Origin of the sequence: Flagellimonas maritima (assembly GCF_003269425.1) — a bacterium.
Lineage (GTDB): Bacteria > Bacteroidota > Bacteroidia > Flavobacteriales > Flavobacteriaceae > Flagellimonas > Flagellimonas maritima.
On sequence record NZ_CP030104.1, the window covers coordinates 2,814,409 to 2,832,476 of the forward strand.

General features: G+C 36.4%; 17 protein-coding genes. 7 read left to right on the plus strand and 10 right to left on the minus strand.

The window, feature by feature from the left end; all coding sequences use genetic code 11:
* Positions 1–16: 16 nt before the first annotated feature.
* The 5 genes from HME9304_RS12460 to HME9304_RS12480 form a co-directional block, all read right to left on the minus strand.
* Entirely contained in the window at positions 17–1,237 is a 1,221-nt protein-coding gene (locus HME9304_RS12460; RefSeq protein ID WP_206170472.1) for a DUF3999 family protein, read from the minus strand.
* On the minus strand, positions 1,227–3,581 hold the full coding sequence (locus HME9304_RS12465; RefSeq protein WP_112378904.1) for a DUF2339 domain-containing protein: 2,355 nt from the start codon (positions 3,579–3,581) through the stop codon (positions 1,227–1,229). Before HME9304_RS12465 ends, HME9304_RS12460 begins: the two co-directional genes overlap by 11 nt.
* Positions 3,582–3,711: 130 nt before the next feature.
* A complete protein-coding gene (locus HME9304_RS12470) occupies positions 3,712–4,851 on the minus strand; it encodes a serine hydrolase (protein ID WP_112378905.1) in 1,140 nt (379 codons plus the stop codon).
* A 27-nt stretch (positions 4,852–4,878) separates the two neighbouring features.
* Positions 4,879–5,124, minus strand: coding sequence for a hypothetical protein (locus tag HME9304_RS12475; protein WP_112378906.1), 246 nt, complete (start codon positions 5,122–5,124; stop codon positions 4,879–4,881).
* A 15-nt stretch (positions 5,125–5,139) separates the two neighbouring features.
* Positions 5,140–5,592, minus strand: a complete 453-nt coding sequence (locus HME9304_RS12480; RefSeq protein ID WP_112378907.1) for an SRPBCC family protein — start codon at positions 5,590–5,592, stop codon at positions 5,140–5,142.
* Positions 5,593–5,707: 115 nt separating this feature from the next.
* On the opposite strand from HME9304_RS12480, the gene HME9304_RS12485 reads away from it, so the two are divergent.
* From HME9304_RS12485 to HME9304_RS12515, 7 genes are all read left to right on the plus strand, one after another.
* The gene (locus HME9304_RS12485) at positions 5,708–6,589 is read left to right on the plus strand and encodes a peptidyl-prolyl cis-trans isomerase (protein WP_112378908.1); all 882 of its coding nucleotides are present in this window, start codon (positions 5,708–5,710) and stop codon (positions 6,587–6,589) included.
* Positions 6,573–7,979, plus strand: a complete 1,407-nt coding sequence (locus HME9304_RS12490) for a peptidylprolyl isomerase (RefSeq protein WP_417935229.1) — start codon at positions 6,573–6,575, stop codon at positions 7,977–7,979. Before HME9304_RS12485 ends, HME9304_RS12490 begins: the two co-directional genes overlap by 17 nt.
* 4 nt (positions 7,980–7,983) lie before the next feature.
* Positions 7,984–8,937: an AAA family ATPase gene (locus HME9304_RS12495; protein ID WP_112378910.1), complete on the plus strand. Its 954-nt coding sequence runs from the start codon at positions 7,984–7,986 to the stop codon at positions 8,935–8,937.
* 101 nt (positions 8,938–9,038) lie between these two features.
* Positions 9,039–11,309, plus strand: a complete 2,271-nt coding sequence (locus HME9304_RS12500) for an aconitate hydratase (protein ID WP_112378911.1) — start codon at positions 9,039–9,041, stop codon at positions 11,307–11,309.
* Between the two features lie 74 nt (positions 11,310–11,383).
* Complete coding sequence (locus HME9304_RS12505) at positions 11,384–11,944, plus strand: TlpA family protein disulfide reductase (RefSeq protein ID WP_112378912.1); 561 nt, start codon at positions 11,384–11,386, stop codon at positions 11,942–11,944.
* A 4-nt stretch (positions 11,945–11,948) separates the two neighbouring features.
* Entirely contained in the window at positions 11,949–12,509 is a 561-nt protein-coding gene (locus HME9304_RS12510) for a TlpA family protein disulfide reductase (protein WP_112378913.1), read from the plus strand.
* Positions 12,510–12,511: 2 nt separating this feature from the next.
* Positions 12,512–13,225 carry a DUF3291 domain-containing protein gene (locus HME9304_RS12515; protein ID WP_112378914.1) on the plus strand — a complete coding sequence of 238 codons (714 nt, stop codon included), beginning with the start codon at positions 12,512–12,514 and terminating at the stop codon, positions 13,223–13,225.
* On the opposite strand, the gene HME9304_RS12520 is transcribed toward HME9304_RS12515, so the two are convergent.
* Genes HME9304_RS12520 through HME9304_RS12540 form a run of 5 tightly spaced genes read right to left on the minus strand, consistent with a single transcriptional unit; the run spans position 13,208 to position 18,066 of the window.
* Entirely contained in the window at positions 13,208–13,849 is a 642-nt protein-coding gene (locus HME9304_RS12520) for a carotenoid biosynthesis protein (RefSeq protein ID WP_112378915.1), read from the minus strand. The two genes, HME9304_RS12515 and HME9304_RS12520, sit on opposite strands and share 18 nt — an antisense overlap.
* 2 nt (positions 13,850–13,851) lie before the next feature.
* On the minus strand, positions 13,852–15,318 hold the full coding sequence (gene crtD / locus HME9304_RS12525; RefSeq protein ID WP_206170473.1) for a 1-hydroxycarotenoid 3,4-desaturase CrtD: 1,467 nt from the start codon (positions 15,316–15,318) through the stop codon (positions 13,852–13,854).
* A complete protein-coding gene (locus HME9304_RS12530; RefSeq protein ID WP_112378917.1) occupies positions 15,318–15,767 on the minus strand; it encodes a sterol desaturase family protein in 450 nt (149 codons plus the stop codon). Before HME9304_RS12530 ends, crtD begins: the two co-directional genes overlap by 1 nt.
* The gene (locus HME9304_RS12535) at positions 15,768–16,607 is read right to left on the minus strand and encodes a phytoene/squalene synthase family protein (RefSeq protein WP_112378918.1); all 840 of its coding nucleotides are present in this window, start codon (positions 16,605–16,607) and stop codon (positions 15,768–15,770) included.
* Between the two features lie 4 nt (positions 16,608–16,611).
* A complete protein-coding gene (locus tag HME9304_RS12540; protein ID WP_112378919.1) occupies positions 16,612–18,066 on the minus strand; it encodes a phytoene desaturase family protein in 1,455 nt (484 codons plus the stop codon).
* Between the last annotated feature and the right edge of the window lie 2 nt (positions 18,067–18,068).

An 18,068-nucleotide genomic window follows, 5' to 3' on the forward strand; every position in this document is an offset into this window, starting at 1 on the left:
AATATCAAGAAAGTTATTAGCCTTTTTTTTGAAGCATTGTTAGTGTAAATCCTCCCAATACCAAAATTAAGAGTCCCATGATTCCCCAAAGCCACCATTTGTTTTCAAACAATGGCTTGTTTTGTGGTTTTTCTGTTTTTGGAATCATTTCTTCTTTTCCTAAAACCAGTGGGGATAGGTTTTCTGGAGTATTGTTCTTGGTGAATGCAATGTCGTATATTGGTTTAGGTGCATTCTTATTTCCGTAGACCAATGAATAATCGGCTCGCTCTGTAAAACGGGCAACCAGTACATGCATATATCCTTTTGCATCGATTTTTCCTATTTTAAGTGGCTGATTATCATAATTTTGGATTTCAACTCTTAGTTTTTTTACCAAAGTACTTGGGAACTCGAATTCATTGTTTTCCACGGAGGTCAGAATTCCAGATGAAAGGTTTCTGTAATAATACTTCCAGCCTTTTTCGGTCTCAATACTATCGGTAACGTATTTTATGGATATTGGGCGGTAGTAATCAAACTGGCTTAAAACATTTATTTTTAGATGACTTAGGGGTACACGCTGTTTTAGGTAGATTTCTATATATGTTTTTTTATTTTCATTGGCCGTTCTAAATCCTTTTACCTTATATTCTTGATATTCTGCCTCCAAATTTTCTTCCAAACTGATACTTGCCGAATCCAAGTCGGGTTTTATATCGCTGATCAATAGCAACCGATAATACTTGTATTTTGAATTTGGAAAATTCAGCTCAGTAAAACTATAATCAGTTTGATTGTTTTTGATGGTGAGTATTCTATAATCCTCAAGAATGGTGAACCATTCATTTTGATTTTGGCTGCCTTCCAATAGTGCTTTTGCATCAATATTTTCATTTTTTAGATGTAGTTGTATCTTGTTGATAGCTTCTATAGTCGGGATTTCATAAGTAAAGTAATATCCTTTGGCATTTGAGGCCTTGTTCAATAATTTAAAATCGACTTGTTTCTTTACTTTTTCACCTTTTGCGACTTTTAAAAGGTAAGGTGCCTCGATGGTATCATTCTTTGTGGTGCCGTAAACTCGGATATCTGTTAAATCCTGCTTCAGTTTGTCAAATACCGGAATTGGTAAGGGCACGCTATGCCATTGGTTGGATATTCCATTTAAGGGAATTTTGGCTTCATACTCTTGCATCTGACCAAAGGTCCATCCACAGGAAAAAAGAACAAAAAGCGTTAGAAGTCTATTTTTCACTTTCTTCGGTAATTATATGTTTATACTTATTATAAAGAAACGATATGATAAGCAATAACACCCCAAGGGAAACAAATACAATAGTTTTTGAAATGGTATTGAGCGATGCTATATCGTAAAAGAACAGTTTTAATAGAGTAATGCCGAATAATACGATGGCCACTATGCGAAGATATTTTCTCTTTTTCCAAATACCAAGGACAATTAATAGCAAAGAGTAAAGACCCCAGAGAATACTCAAGCCAAGTTTATAGGACTGGTTGGACCCGGCAATATCCATCCAGTTGAGCAATTCACTACTTGCAATCCAAAGAATTGACGTATGTACTAGAATTTCAAAAGGAATTTCAAAGTTGATGCGCATAAAGGGTTGGCGTATCAATTTATGGATGGCAAATAAAAGAGTTCCAAAAAAAGCGATGGCTATATATCGAATCCAAACATTAAAAATGCCGATTTTATAGTACTCTGCAGAAGTTTGGTTTAAATAACTTTCCCTCAACTCGCTCAAAGTATATAGACCGTTGGTCAAAAAAATAAAGCCCACCAGAATACTGAAACTCAAAACCACAATTCCCAAGACCCTATTCTGTATTTTTTTAATATTTGCGAATGCCAAAAGACTTAGGAACAAGAGTGAATAATTTATGAGCCATATTCCTCCAAAGTCCTTTATATCATAATTGTATTGTGAATAATTATAACTATCGTCCCCTTGTACCTCAAATTTCGTATTCTCGAATATTTGTTCAAAGTAATAATCTATTTCCAGAAAAATGGCAAAGTACAAAGTTATCAGCACCAGTGCAGGAGCACAAACTGACATAATCCTTGACAATATTGTTTTATTTTCCAAAGGATATTTACCATTTACCCAATTCACGAAACTATAGGACAATATACATATGATAGATGTAAGCAACGTAACATTAATGAACGGAGTAATTTTTTTGTCATAGTAAAACCAATTTCCCTGATAACTCAATGCCCAGTCATGAATAAGACTTACAAAGCTCAAAAAAATCAAGGGATATGATAAATATTCATAAACTGCCACCTTTTTGGTACGGCCTATCCAAAACAATAATGAAGCTTCAAACGCCCAGAGAAGCGTCACCCAATTACCATCCAATTGTACAGGAATGGCTATGGTGATAAAAGTAAGCACAAGTCCAGATATTAAATAAAATAAATTTTTATCAGCGAGTTTTCTTTTAAAAATCAATACGCTTACTACAAAATGTATGATGGCATTGCCGAGTGTGAACAAACCCACAAGCTCTTCCCCTGTTTGGGTCTGCGATAGTAGCCCATAGCCAATTCCATAATAAATAAAGGAATTGAGCAAAAGCATGATAATATCCGATATTTTGAACTTTTCGGATTTGATCAGTTTGTAGGCAAGAAAAGTTACATAAAAGATGATAAAGAATACAGTGGCCGTAACAAAGGCCAACGCAAACTGTGTATCATTTTCATAGGAAAAAGAAATCCAAGAGATAAAAATAAGCCAAGAGAATCCAAATGCCGCATAGTATAAAAGCTTCCAATACTTTTTAAATGCGATAATTCCGATACCAATATTGATAATCGCCATATAGGTAAACAAAACTTCTGCGTTCCCAGAACCATCACTTAGTAAAAAAGGTATTGCATACGCCCCCACCAAACCTATGTGTGCAATCACTTGTTTATTGTAATTGAGAGCTGCAACCACGCCAAAAGCCGTAAATAAAAGCATTAGGACAAACGCCATGGTTTGTGGAAAAAGCCCATAAAAACTATATGCGGCAAAAGTTATAAAGTAAAGTATGGCCAAAGCACCACTTAACAATACAGCACTATAGTTTTCGTACTTCGATTTTAATTTTATACTAAAACCCACTAATCCCAAACCGACCAGATAACCTAAAATAATTCTTGTAAGCGGGCTTATCAAGTTATTTTCAATAGAGTATTTAGCTCCAATTGCCACACCAATTACAGTTATAAGAATACCTATTTTGTTGATCAGGTTCTCACCAATAAATTTTTCCCAATTAGACTTTCCTTTGGGAGCTTTTATTTTGTTCGGCGAAGATTTCTGGGGAATAGGTTTTTTTGTAACACTATTTGTATTTTCTTCTACAATAGGTTTTGATTCCTCCTTTACGGGCTGTTGTAATGGTTGTACAGTTTTTTCCGCTACACTGACATCATTCTCGGTTACACCTGAAGCTTGCGTATTACTAAGGTTCTGAATCTCTTTCCGCAATTCATTTATCTCAATATTAAAATCTTGATGCTTCTTGTAGAGCAATTCCAATTTTTCCAATAGAAGGTTAAGCAGTTCTTGGTTGGCCATGTTCGGAATTTTGAATTGGTAAATTACCGTTATCGATCTATGAATAAACGGTAATACCCCATTTATGTTGGAAAGACAACGGGGTTTTTACAATCTGAATACCCCAAATATAGGGTATTTGACATTTAAACTACCTTTTTCGATTTAGTTCCAAGCTATGGATTTCTCTTCCCAATTGAGCTAAAAATGGGATTCCAATTTCTTCGTATTCATAAACATTATCATTGAAGATACCATCTTTATTGACCAGTATTGTAGCAGTTATCATGAAATCAATATTATTTTTTTCATCTTTTATATAGGCGCAATCCGTAAGAGTGCCGTAAGCATAACCTACCTTGTTGTATATTTTTATATGCTTTGGAATTGTGTCCTTAGAATCACCGAACATAAAAAACTTAACAAAACTATCATAATATTCTTCGGTATCATAATCCAACTTGCCAGGAAGGGTATGCATAGACTTCAATAACAATTCGTGTTGTGCATCACTAATATTAAAACGTTCTTCTTTTGGAAAATTCGAAGGGAAAATAACACGTTTAAGCAAACTATGTTGGGCTTGGATAGGGTAATGGTTTTTTAAAGAAAAATCAAAGGCTCCTTGTTGAAGGGAGTCGTCCGCATAAAATCCTGTCCCCTTTTTTAATTTGTTGATCTGCAATGGTTTTGGAGCTGTATTTATAATCGACTGACTTGTCGTCATAGTGGAGTCGTTCAAATAGGTAATCAACGGCTTGGTCGTCACATTGTCCGCATTGGGCGTGGATAGTCGATGTGCTATTCTTATAGGTTCAATCCCTTTTGACCTAATTCGCCGATTCAAATCATCCTGTCCTAAAAATTCTATCAATCGATTATTCGCCGCATTATCGGATACTGCAAAAATCTCGGAAATTGCTTTTGCAAAAGTAGTTTCTGTTGAATCACCTTCAATATAGAATTTGGTGTTCACTGACAGGGAATCTATCTCATTTATTTTTTCCAGAGCAGCAACAGCTGCAGGGAATTTTACGGTACTGGCAGGATAAAAGTAATTTTCCTTATCAACTTGAAAATCAAAATCATTGAAAAACACACTGTCGTTCCTCCTGTCTATTTGAGTATATCTTATTTGTACCTCATATTGTTCCAAGCTGTCCATAACTCTTTTTATAGCAGTATGATCGGACGCCAATGCCTTTTCCAAAGGATTTTGATCATGGCCTTCTGTGCACGAAATACTAAAAAAGGTCAATGTAAGAAAGTAGATACTAATCTGTTTTTTCATGTAGTGGTTTTTGGTGGTTTCTATTATTTATTCAGGACTTAGATAAATCTCGCCTCTATGGGGCCTCAAAACATCACGAACAGTTTTCATTTCTGGTTCCGATACAACAAGGTAAGCAACACTATGCATCTCGCTAAAATGCTCAAAACCCGTAATATCAAGCTCTAGTTCTTCTTTTTTGATGAATTCTTTTAAATGTTTTTCATGGTGTTCCGCAGTATTTGCTGCAGCAGTGCCACGAAAATCCCATATCAATTTTATTTTTCTGTCCAATGCCTTTTCTATTGGTTAAGTATGCAATACAGATGTACCGTCCTCTGCGAATGCCTTAAAATCTTTCATGTATTTAAGCGATTGTTTTTTAAAGGCTCCGGGCATTAAAAATCCCATTAACTTCATTCCAAAACCTGAAAACTTAAACTCACTTTCAGATATCCATCTGGTCGAAGTTCCCTCTTCCTTAAAATAGTTTTTTTGAATGTTCTGTACGCCTTTGGTATCGTAAATAGTATGCAATTCAGATGGGAGATTTTTTTTGATGATGGTTTCCACCATTTCAAATTCACGTTTTCCCATTTTATATCTTAAACCCATTCGCGAACCCTCTTCATTTGCCGGTTCTGAAAGGAACTCATAGTCCACAAGTCCACTTTGCCAATGTTTCATGTTTTCAGGATTGTCCAATTTTTCAATAAACTTCTCACGGGGCAAATTGACAACTATTTCGGTTATGTACCTCATTTTGACAGGTTTTTTACTAATGTAATAAATTAAATGTTTTGAGCTACCTACTAAAAATCTGTTAATGGAAAGAAAACCTTCTTGCTAGGGTTTCAGTATTTGTTACTTTTGCGGAATGTTTTTTCTTCAAAAAAGTAAAAAATCTTCCTTTCTTGTTATTGGACTTTTTGTTCTTTCCTCTTGCAATTCCCTTTTTAAGGAAAAGGAAGTTAAGGAACCTCTGGCAAGAGTAGGGGATTCATATCTGTACGAAGACGACATTGCGTCCTTGATCAGTAATGATATGGCAGCACAAGACAGTGCATTGTTTGTAAGCAACTACATTAACAATTGGGCATCAAAACAGTTATTGTTGTCCAAATCCAAAATAAATCTTTCAGAGGAAAAACTCAAAGAGTTTGATCGTTTGGTGAATGACTATAAAGCTGATTTGTATACAAGAGCCTATATCGAAGCACTGGTATTGAAAGAACAGGATACCGCTTTGACCACTTCCCAATTAAAAGAATATTATGAGAAGGAGATGGAAAATTTTAGGCTTAACGAAAAATTGGTACAATTGCGATTCATAGGATTGCCTTCCCAATTTTTAGATAAAGATGCAGTTATCGATAAAATGAAGAATTGGAAAGATGCCGATAAACGCTACTTGGATTCAATTGCGGTCCAATTCAAGAAAATCCATTTTAATGATTCAATATGGGTAAGTGCATCAAGGATTATGGAAGAAATACCATTGATTACGTTTATAAATGAGGAGAAGTACCTAAAAAAATCACAATTTTTTGAATTACAGGATTCTACAGAGGTATATTTGGGGAGAGTAAAGGATGTATTGGAAATAGGCGATACAGCTCCCTTTGAATATATTGCCCCAGATATAAGACAGTTAATTCTAAATAGGCGTAAGCTCAATTATATACGTAAATTAGAAACTGAGATTCTTGATGAAGCCATAAAAAAGAATGAATTTGAAGTCTATGAAAAAAATGAATAGAAATCTATTGTCCATCATGTTTTTCGCCATAATTGGCACTTTACATGCACAAGATACGGATCAAGCGGTGCTTACAAAAACAGATAGTACCAGCAATACCAAAAGAGTTAAATTGGACGGTATAGCAGCTGTTATTGGCGACTATGTTATCTTGGATTCCGATATTGAGAAAACGCTTATAGATTTAAAAAGTCAAGGAGCTTCCACACAGGACATTACCAAGTGCAGCCTCTTGGGGAAATTGATGGAAGACCGTTTATACGCCCACCAAGCTGTTCAGGACAGTCTGCTGGTATCGGACGATCAAGTGAATGCGCAAAGTGATGCGCAGATACAACAGCTTGTATCACAAGTAGGTTCTATGCAAAAAGTATTGAAGTTCTATAAAAAACCTGACGTTGAAAGTTTTAGGACCGAACTCTTCGAAATAAACAAGCTTCGTATGCTCTCCGAAAAGATGCAGGGAAAAATAGTCGAAGAAATAGAAGTGACTCCAGAAGAAGTACGCCAATTTTTTAATAAAATACCAGAAGATGAAAGACCAGTTTTTGGTTCCGAATTGGAGATTGCCCAAATTGTTAAACAACCGGAAGCACCTGAAGAAGAAAAACAAAAGGTAATCGATAGATTGAAGCAAATTAAACAAGATGTGGAAGAGAATGATGCCAGCTTCAACGTAAAGGCCATTCTTTACTCCCAAGACCCAGGCTCCAAATCCAAGGGGGGATTCTATAGTATGACTAGGGAAACGCCATTTGTGAAAGAATTTAAAGATGTCGCTTTTAGTTTGCAAGAGGGTGAAATTTCCGAGCCTTTTGAAACTGATTTTGGATACCATATCATCTACATTGAAAAAATTAGGGGACAGGAATTGGATTTACGCCATATTTTAATAATTCCTGAAATTCCTAAAAGCACTATGGAAAAAGCCGTAGCGGAATTGGATACGATTCGCCAACAAATTTTGGACGGCAAGTATGATTTTGCAGACGCAGCCCTTAACTTCTCCGATGAGAAAGAAACTAAATTTGATGGTGGCTTGTTGCGCAATCCTATTAATTTTGATTCCCGTTTTGAATTGACCAAAATGGACCCCGCCTTGTATAACCAAGTTCGCAATCTAAAGGACGAGGAGATATCAAGACCAATTAAAGAAGAAAATCAAAGAGGAGGCCCGCCAAAATTCAAAATCATGAAAATTTCAAATCGTTTTGATGAACACAAGGCTGATTTTGCAAAAGATTATTTAAAGATTCAGGAACTGGCACTTAGGGAAAAACAATTCGAGGCAATAAAGGAATGGATGAACGAACATATCGAAGATACCTATATTCATGTAAATGATCAAAACAAGGATTGTAATTTTGCTAACAATTGGGTAAAGGAGTAAGTGCATGTCAGACGTTGTTGCAGTAGAAAATCTCGTAAAAAAGCATCAAGCTTTAAGAGATGAGATTGGTAAAATCATTGTGGGCCAGGAAAAGGTAATCGAACAGATTTTACTTTCCATTTATACTGGAGGGCATTCCCTTCTAATTGGTGTTCCAGGTCTCGCAAAAACCTTAATGGTAAACACCATAGCCCAAACGTTGGGCCTTGATTTTAAAAGAATCCAGTTTACACCGGATCTAATGCCAAGCGATATTCTTGGAAGCGAGGTTCTTGATCAAAACAGAAATTTTAAATTCATAAAGGGGCCTGTTTTCGGTAATATCATTCTTGCCGATGAAATCAACAGGACTCCCCCAAAAACTCAAGCGGCACTTTTGGAGGCTATGCAAGAGCGGGCGGTCACTATTGCAGGGCAACAATACAAATTGGATATGCCATATTTTGTTCTAGCAACACAAAACCCAATAGAACAAGAAGGGACTTATCCATTGCCAGAAGCACAGTTGGATCGTTTTATGTTTGCCATAGAATTAAAATATCCTTCAATAGCAGAGGAGATTAAAGTTGTAAAATCCACTACTACGGACGATACTATAAAGATAAATACGCTCTTCAACGCAGATGAAATCATTGCGGTACAACATCTGGTCCGTAGAATACCCGTTCCGGACAATGTTGTTGATTATGCCGTAAGATTGGTGAACAGTACACGACCGCGTATCAATGATGCGTCTGATTTTATCAATAATTATGTTGATTGGGGAGCAGGACCAAGAGCTTCACAAAATTTGGTATTGGGCGCTAAGGCCAATGCAGCTATAAACGGAAAGTTTTCCCCGGATATAGAAGATGTCAAAGCAGTATCCATGGGAATACTCAGGCATCGGGTTTTAAAAAACTACAAAGCAGAGGCCGAAGGTATTTCTGAAGAAGATATTATATCAAAATTACTCTAAAAACCCAATTTTACATACTTATTTAATACGATTCTAATTTCTAAATCGTAGGTATTTCACTAAATTTACCAAATTACAAAATCTTAAAATCCAATTGTAATATGGCATTTGACATAGACATGATTAAAGAGGTTTACTCCTTGATAGGTGAACGTATTGAAAAAGCCCGTGAACTGGTAGGAAGACCTTTAACACTTGCAGAAAAAATATTGTATTCCCATTTATGGGAAGGAACACCCACCAAACAATTTACAAGAGGTAAGGATTATGTAGATTTTGCCCCGGATAGGGTAGCCTGTCAAGATGCTACGGCGCAAATGGCATTGCTGCAATTTATGCATGCCGGTAAACCTAAAGTTGCCGTACCAACAACGGTACATTGCGATCATTTAATACAAGCTAAGGTCGATGCGAAAACAGATTTAAAAAGGGCAAACGAGACCAGTAATGAAGTGTTTGATTTTTTGGAGTCCGTTTCAAATAAGTACGGGATCGGTTTTTGGAAACCAGGCGCAGGGATTATTCACCAAGTAGTACTTGAAAACTATGCATTCCCTGGTGGAATGATGATAGGAACGGATTCCCATACTGTAAACGCAGGTGGATTGGGAATGGTTGCAATCGGAGTTGGAGGTGCAGATGCGGTCGATGTAATGGCAGGCATGGCATGGGAACTTAAATTCCCTAAATTGATTGGGGTTAAATTAACGGGATCATTATCCGGCTGGACCGCTCCCAAGGACGTAATTTTAAAAGTAGCCGATATTCTTACCGTAAAAGGGGGTACAGGTGCTATAATCGAATATTTTGGAGAAGGTGCAACATCGATGTCTTGTACAGGAAAAGGCACCATTTGTAATATGGGTGCAGAAGTTGGTGCCACTACATCAACTTTTGGGTATGACGAATCCATGGACCGTTATTTGAGGGCTACAAATAGGGCAGATGTCGCCGATGCCGCTTTAGAGGTAAAAGAACACTTAACTGCGGATTCAGACGTTTATAAAAATCCAGAACAATATTTTGACCAAGTCATAGAAATTGATTTAAATACGTTGGAACCCCATTTAAATGGACCGTTCACGCCAGATTTGGCAACTCCTATATCCAAGATGGGCGAAGCTGCAAAAGAAAATGATTGGCCATTAAATGTTGAGGTTGGTTTAATTGGTTCTTGTACCAATTCTTCCTACGAAGATATATCAAGAGCCGCTTCTCTGGCAAAACAGGTTTCGGATAAAAACTTGAAAATGAAGTCCGAATTTACCATAACTCCAGGTTCAGAACAGGTACGCTATACTATAGAACGTGACGGATTCATCGATACCTTCAACAACGTTGGTGCAACCGTATTCGCAAATGCCTGCGGACCTTGTATAGGTATGTGGGACCGTTATGGTGACAAAGCTGCCAATGGCCCCCGGAATACCATTGTACATTCCTTTAATAGAAACTTTGCAAAACGTGCGGATGGAAACCCAAATACCCTTGCCTTTGTAGGCTCGCCGGAATTGGTAACTGCAATAGCAATTTCGGGTAGATTGGACTTTAATCCAATAACTGATAAGCTCATCAATGAGGACGGTGAAGAGATTCTTTTAGATGAGCCAAGAGGTTATGAACTGCCACCCGAGGGCTTTGCTGTGGAAGATGCAGGTTATGTTGCTCCCATGGAAGATGGCAGCGGTGTAAAGGTCATCGTTTCCTCAAGTTCAGAAAGACTTCAATTACTTGAACCTTTTGTGCCCATTAAGCCTGAAGAATTGCAAAATGTAAAATTGTTAATTAAGGCGTATGGCAAATGTACCACCGATCATATATCTATGGCGGGTCCTTGGTTACGTTACAGGGGACACTTGGACAATATTGCAAATAATACATTGATTGGCGCTGTAAACGCATACAATAAAAAAACCAATTTTGTAAAAAATCAATTAACGGGAGAGTACGTAGCGGTACCGGACGCGCAACGTGAATATAAAAAGGAAGGTATAAAGACCATCGTAGTAGGGGACCATAATTACGGAGAAGGATCTTCTAGAGAGCATGCCGCCATGCAGCCCCGCCATTTGGGAGTTGCTGCAGTTTTGGTGAAATCTTTCGCCAGAATTCATGAGACAAACCTTAAAAAGCAGGGAATGCTGGGACTGACCTTTGCAGATGAAACAGATTATGACCTCATTCAAGAGGACGATACATTCAATTTTGTTGATATTGCCGATTTCGCACCAGATAAACCTTTGACGATTGAAGTTGTCCATAAAGATGGTAGTAAGGATACGATTATTGCAAACCATACTTATAATGCAGCTCAAATCAATTGGTTTAAAGAAGGTTCGGCTTTGAATGTTATCAAAAAAGAGAATGCGTAAGAACGTTCTGATATAATTTTAAAAACTCCTGATATCATTGTCAGGAGTTTTTTAGTTTGACCAAATCCATTAGTATGAAAATAAATAAAAAGACCATTTTCAATATTGCAGTGATGCTTTTTATTCTTTCTTTCTTTGTAACACCGATGGGTCATTACGGTAAAATACTGTTGAACAAGCTATTTTCATTTTCTCCTCCAGTTATAGAAGAAGCGAATAGGGAAAAAATTGCAGATTATGACTGGAAGCTAAAAGATGCAGATTGGAACTTTTTTAATTTTGAAAAATCTAAGGGCAATGTAATCTTCATCAACTTTTGGGCCTCTTGGCGATTACCAAGTGAAGCCGAGTTGGCCAGTATCCAAAAAATGTACGACAGGTATAAAGGAAAAATCGATTTTTATATCATCACAAATGAAAACAGGCCTCCTGTAGAAGAATTTATGAGCAAGCACGAATTTACCTTTCCTGTCACTTATTTAATTATTGGTGAGAAATCACCTATCAAAGCAAGTGAGGTGCCTTCTTCATACGTAATCGATAAATCCGGTAATGTAGTTATATACAAGGAAAAAATCGCCGACTGGGATACAAATAAGGTCTATGAGCTGTTGGACGGTTTAATAGCAGAATGAAATTATGAAACTTTCAAAAAGCCAGATTGGAAATATCAGTATGATTTTGATAATTTCATTGGTTTTATTTACACCTGTTGGTTTTCATATTAAAGTTTTTGTCAATAAGATTTTTGCAAGTGACGCAGCGGTAGTACCACCCAATGAACAGCAAACACTTGTGCAATATCAATGGAAATTAGTTGACCTAGAAGGTAATGAATTTGATTTTCAATCGAACAAGGATAAAGTTGTACTCTTGAATTTTTGGGCAACTTGGTGTCCGCCATGTATTGCAGAACTTCCAAGTTTGGTCGAATTATATCGCGATTATAAGGAAAAGATAACCTTTGCTTTTATTGCAGTCGACGAAAAGGACAAGGTGGCTGCATTTTTAGAAAAGAAAGAATATCAGCTTCCAGTATATTTTGAAGCTTCTGAGACACCTGCGCAACTTGAGTCTAAAAGTATTCCCATTACTTTCATTATCAATAAAAACGGCAAAATTGTAGTAGCTGAAAAAGGTGTGGCAGATTGGAATTCCATAAATACAAGAAATTTATTGGACAAACTTTTGAGCGAATAGAAATGTCACAAATTACTACGATTACGCTTTTTAAATATACTTCCCTCAAAAATAAACTTTGGGCTTTTTTAATGATGCAATTTGCGCATTCCAGCCTTAAAAGAGTTAAGGGCCTTCAATTTTACAAGCTTTGGGGAAGTGGAAAAGAAGGATTCAATCCCTTGCCGGATTGGAGCACTTATGCTCTATTACAGGTTTGGGATAACGAGAAAGAGGCAAACTACTTTTTCAATACATCATCGCTTATGGAACGTTATGGTAAACACACCCATGAACAATGGTGTTTATACTTAAAGAACAATATAAGTAGAGGTGAATGGTCAGGAACAAATCCATTTAAAAAAAGCAATAATATAGATGGGGACAATCCTTTTGTTGTGGCAATTACCAGAGCTACCATAAAGACCAAACTATTATATAAATTTTGGAAATATGTTCCTATTTCCCAAAAAGAACTGAGAAACAATAGTGGACTTATTTACACAAAAGGATTTGGTGAAGTACCCATTAAGCAGATGGCAACCTTTAGTGTTTGGAAAGATAAAAGCTCCTTGGATAGTTTTGCCTATCAAAGCAAGCCACATGCCAAGGCAATTGGTCATACCCGAACATTAAAATGGTATAAAGAAGAATTATTTTCTAGGTTTCAGCCCTATCGATCATTGGGAAGTTGGGATGGAAAGAATCCTTTGCCGAGTCTAGGCGATAGGAAATAGATAAAAGAACACAAAGAAAATCAGTTGTGCAAAATAGAGGTGATATGAAAGTATAATGTTTCCCTTTATTTTTAATTTCCATATAATAAAGTGCATAAAAAAGCCTATTACAAACCATGTAATGTAGTTTTTAATGGGAACTTGTCCCTCAAAATACCAAAAATCAAAGTTAGGTGCATTCTGTTCCATTAGAAAATCCAAAAAAACCATGAGCAGCGCAGAAATAACCAATTTAATTGCTATTGGTAATTTTAATGGCTGTGTCATAGTAGCTGTAACAAATGCGAGCAATGCCCAAAAACATCCAATCAGTATAGGTACACCGTCCCATTTTGGACCAAAGTTTTTTCCATATTCATAATTACCAAAAAGTAAACTATAGTTTACCCCAAGCCATTCTGAAAACATTCCAAGAAAAAAGAAGAAAGCAAAGACAAACATCTTTTTTGTTGTATTTATAGGATACAATAAAACGAACAACAGTAGACATATAACTAAGTTTAGTGGAGTTTTGGTCAAGAACCAATCTTGACTTCCCAAGGCGATACCTATAATCCCTGAAATATGAAATAGCCAAATCACCCCTATGGCTATCCAAATTTTGTATTTGACGAAAAACTCCATATTTATGCTTCGGGAATTAAATCATCAACTATTTTGGCAGATAATAGGCATAGCGGAATGCCTCCCCCAGGATGAACTGAACCTCCGCAGAAATAAAGATTCTCTATTGACCTACTGAAGTTTGGATGCCTTAGGAAGGCTGCAAATTTTGAATTGCTCGCTGCACCGTACAATGCCCCTCTATAAGAACTTGTACTACTTTCAATCCCTTTAGGGTCAAGAATAAATTCCGAAACAATATACTTTTCAATATCGATGTTCAATATTTTGTTTAGCTTGGAAATAATATTTTTTCTACTTTGATTTTTCAAACTTTCCCAATCCTGACCATAATTGCCCGGTGCGTTGATCATAACAAACCAGTTTTCATGTCCTGCAGGGGCATCCTTAGGTTCTTCTTTACTAGTAATGTTGATATACACTGTAGGGTCTTGATATAGACTTTTCTTTTTAAAAATGTGTTCAAACTCTTTTTCATAATCACCGCTAAAAAATATATTGTGCAAATCCAGTTCCTTAAAATTTTTGGAAATGCCCCAATAAAAAATCAGGGCAGAACTTGAACGCTCTTGTACAAGAACTTTCTTAGGTTGTCTCTCTCTGGACAATAATTTTTTAAATGTTGGGTAGATATCCATGTTGGAGACAACAACATCAGCATCATAATTTCCATTTATGGATTCTATACCACCTGCTTTATTATTTGCAACGACTATTCTTTCTACGGCTTCATTAAAATAGAAGTTAACCCCAACATTTTTAGCCAATTCGACTAGCGATTCTGTGATTTGATGCATTCCACCTTTTGGAAAAAATGTGCCATAATGCATTTCTAAATGTGGAATCATGGACATTATACCGGGTGTTTGGTAAGGGGAGGAACCATTATAGGTTGCATACCTGTTGAAGAGTTGAACAAGTTTATCGTTTTTAAAAGTATTTTTATTAGAGGTATTCAACGATTGGCCTATATCCAATTTTCCTATCTGGAATATCGCTTTTAAAGTTTCTCTTGAAATATATGTTCCCAGTTTGTGCAACGATTTTTCCAGAAATAACGAAGCGGTCAAATCATATTTTTTTTTACTTCTTAGGAGATAATTCTTTATATTTTCACTAGGTTCATTGAACACGCGCGAAGCATCATCTATAAAATCCTCTTTATTGGCCTTAGCAGAAAATTTAACCCCATCATCCCAGAAATAATTACAAAGCACCTCTTTACGTATGTATTGAAAGTGGTCTACTGGGTTTTTTTGGTGAAGCCTGAACAACTCATCTACAAAATGAGGCATAGTAAATAATGAGGGGCCAAGGTCAAAACGATATCCATCTACTTTTTTTGAATGTAGTTTGCCCCCGGCATAACTGTTCGCTTCAAAAACCGATACATCATATCCTTTGGCGCTCAATCGAATCGCAGTGGCAATTCCACCAATACCTGCGCCAACAACAATGGCTTTTGGCATTATTTTTTAAAGTATTTGAAGGGTACTACGAGCATCCCAAAGCATTCACCTTTTTCTTTACCCAAATGTTTATGGTGAATTTTATGGGCTCTTCTTACACCGCGAGCATACCAATTGTTTGCATTCCTAAAAAATTTGAAACGTTGGTGTATAAATATATCGTGTACAAAGAAGTAGGCGATGCCATAAGCCAAAATGCCAAAACCTAATGCCCATCCATACCAGAAATCTGTATTATTGGCCACCATAATAAATGACATACTGACTACAGCATAGAAAATAAAAAAAAAGTCGTTTCGTTCAAACCATGAGTCATGGTCCTTTTTGTGATGGTCTTTGTGAAGGCTCCATAAAAATCCGTGCATTACATATTTATGGGTAAACCAAGCCATAAATTCCATAAAGGCAAAGGTTCCAAGAAAAATAAGAATTGAGAGGGCGATTTTCATTTAAAAAAGCTGTAATTTATAATTTACATAAGACTGTGCCAAAAGTCCGAATTTTTGATAGTTTGGAACACGAATACGTGTATTTTTTATTTCCAAGGGGGGAGTGCTTTGTAGTTTTTGCAATAGTTTGTTATAATATCTATAAGCTGTATAAACACCAAACTTTGCTTGTTCGGGCAGCTTTACAATTCCTGAATAACCCATGGCAAAATCAGCTTTTATTTCATCAACTATTCTTTTTTTGGAAACCTCATCAAGTTCCTTCAAATTGGTATCTGGAAAATAAGTGCGCTCCAATTCTTCGTAATCTGCTTTTAGGTCCCTAAGAAAATTCACTTTTTGGAAAGCTGAACCCAAAGCCATTGCAGATTCTTTTAGCTCTTCATACTTTTTTTTGTTGCCATTAACAAAAACGCAAAGGCACATTAAGCCAACCACGTCCGCAGAACCGTAAATATATTCTTGGTATTCGGCATAGGTGCTATATCTTTTTTTTGATAGGTCCATCCGCATACTTTTCATAAAAGACTCGACCAAATGGTGAGGGAAATCATATTTATGATAGGTGCTCTGAAAAGAATTCAGAATTGGGTTAAGGCTTATTTTGTTGGATATAGCATCTTCCATCGCTTTTTCAAAATCCTCAAAAAGCTCTCTTTTATTGTAATCGTGAAAGGTGTCCACTATTTCATCGGCAAAACGAACAAAGCCATAAATATTATAAATATCAGACCTAATCGATGAGGATAGCATCTTGGTGGCCAGGGCAAATGAAGTGCTATAAGATTCTGTAACGATCTTACTGCAGTGATAGGATACATTATCAAAAAGTGTTTTCACCTTGTCAATTTTTTTTAATTATCAAATCAGAGACCAGTTTCCCAGAAATCAACGATGGTGGTACACCTGGGCCCGGTACGGTAAGTTGACCTGTAAAGTATAGATTTTTAACTTTTCCACTTTTTAGACTAGGTCTTAAAAAAGCAGTTTGCTTTAGTGTATTGGCCATACCGTAAGCATTTCCCTTATAAGAATTGTATTGCTCAATAAAATCGTTCACGCAAAAGCTTTCTTTAAATATAATGGATTTTTTAGCATTTTGCTTTGTGTGTTTATCAAATCTATCTATAATTATGTCAAAATATTGAGCTCTCAATTGTGGGGTATCTTCCAATCCTGGAGCTATGGGTATAAGAAAAAATCCGGTTTCACAACCGTCTGGCGCCATAGAAGCATCTGTTACTGAAGGAAAATTTACATAAAACAGCGGATTGCTTGGCCATTGTGGGTCATCGTATATTTCTTGGGCGTGTTTCTCAAAATCTGTATCAAAAAATAGATTATGATGTTCAATGTTGTTTAATTTTTTATCAAAACCGACATAAAACAGTAGGGAAGAAGGAGCGTATGTTTTTTTGCTCCAATAGCTTTCGGAATATTGCCTATATTCTTTCTTTAGCAATGTTTCTGAATGGTGGTAATCAGCACCGCTGATTACGTAATCCGCTTCAATATTTTCACCCTTGCTCGATATTCCCTTAACTTTTCCATTAGAAACATTTATTACATCTACAGGACTATTTGTATGGATTTTTACACCTAGTTCTTCCGCTAAGTTCTTCATCGCTTTTATGATCTCGTACATACCGCCACGAGGATGCCATGTACCTAGACCAAAGTCCGCAAAATTCATGAAGCTATAGAAGGAAGGGGTCTTACTTGGTTTTGCACCTAAAAAGAGTACAGGAAATTCCAATGTTGAGATAAGCTTTGGATTTTTGAACCGCTTGCGAACCTCAGAGCTTATTGTTTTAAAAAATTGGTCTACTCTAAGTACAGTTTCTTTGGTAACCAGTTCAAAGGGTGACAGTCCAGGGCGTAGAACAACTTTATTTATTGCAATATCATAATTTTCTTGAGCCTTGGCTATAAATTTTTTTAAATGTGCTCCGCTACCAGCTTCGATTCGTTCAAATTCTTGACATATCTTATCCATACAGTCCCCAATGGTTATCACATCATCGCCAAAGAAGATTTTATAGGCAGGGCTAAGTTTGTCAAGCTGATAATAATCAGAAGTTTTTTTGTCAAAATCAGCAAAAAATTTATCAAAAATATCGGGCATCCAATACCAACTAGGACCTATATCAAAAGTGAACCCATCTTTTACCAGTTGTCTTGCCCTCCCACCAACAGTATCGTTTTTTTCAAATAGCTCTACATCAAACCCAGCCTTAGCCATATAGCAAGAAGCAGAAAGGGATGAAAATCCCGAACCAATGATCACAACTTTTTTCATTC

Coding starts and splice junctions, on each gene's coding strand:
- HME9304_RS12465 (WP_112378904.1), bottom strand. CDS start 3,581: ATGGCCAACCAAGAACTGCTTAACCTTCTATTGGAAAAATTGGAATTG.
- HME9304_RS12470 (WP_112378905.1), bottom strand. CDS start 4,851: ATGAAAAAACAGATTAGTATCTACTTTCTTACATTGACCTTTTTTAGT.
- HME9304_RS12480 (WP_112378907.1), bottom strand. CDS start 5,592: ATGAGGTACATAACCGAAATAGTTGTCAATTTGCCCCGTGAGAAGTTT.
- HME9304_RS12485 (WP_112378908.1), top strand. CDS start 5,708: ATGTTTTTTCTTCAAAAAAGTAAAAAATCTTCCTTTCTTGTTATTGGA.
- HME9304_RS12490 (WP_417935229.1), top strand. CDS start 6,573: ATGAAAAAAATGAATAGAAATCTATTGTCCATCATGTTTTTCGCCATA.
- HME9304_RS12495 (WP_112378910.1), top strand. CDS start 7,984: ATGTCAGACGTTGTTGCAGTAGAAAATCTCGTAAAAAAGCATCAAGCT.
- HME9304_RS12500 (WP_112378911.1), top strand. CDS start 9,039: ATGGCATTTGACATAGACATGATTAAAGAGGTTTACTCCTTGATAGGT.
- HME9304_RS12505 (WP_112378912.1), top strand. CDS start 11,384: ATGAAAATAAATAAAAAGACCATTTTCAATATTGCAGTGATGCTTTTT.
- HME9304_RS12510 (WP_112378913.1), top strand. CDS start 11,949: ATGAAACTTTCAAAAAGCCAGATTGGAAATATCAGTATGATTTTGATA.
- HME9304_RS12515 (WP_112378914.1), top strand. CDS start 12,512: ATGTCACAAATTACTACGATTACGCTTTTTAAATATACTTCCCTCAAA.
- HME9304_RS12520 (WP_112378915.1), bottom strand. CDS start 13,849: ATGGAGTTTTTCGTCAAATACAAAATTTGGATAGCCATAGGGGTGATT.
- crtD (WP_206170473.1), bottom strand. CDS start 15,318: ATGCCAAAAGCCATTGTTGTTGGCGCAGGTATTGGTGGAATTGCCACT.
- HME9304_RS12530 (WP_112378917.1), bottom strand. CDS start 15,767: ATGAAAATCGCCCTCTCAATTCTTATTTTTCTTGGAACCTTTGCCTTT.
- HME9304_RS12540 (WP_112378919.1), bottom strand. CDS start 18,066: ATGAAAAAAGTTGTGATCATTGGTTCGGGATTTTCATCCCTTTCTGCT.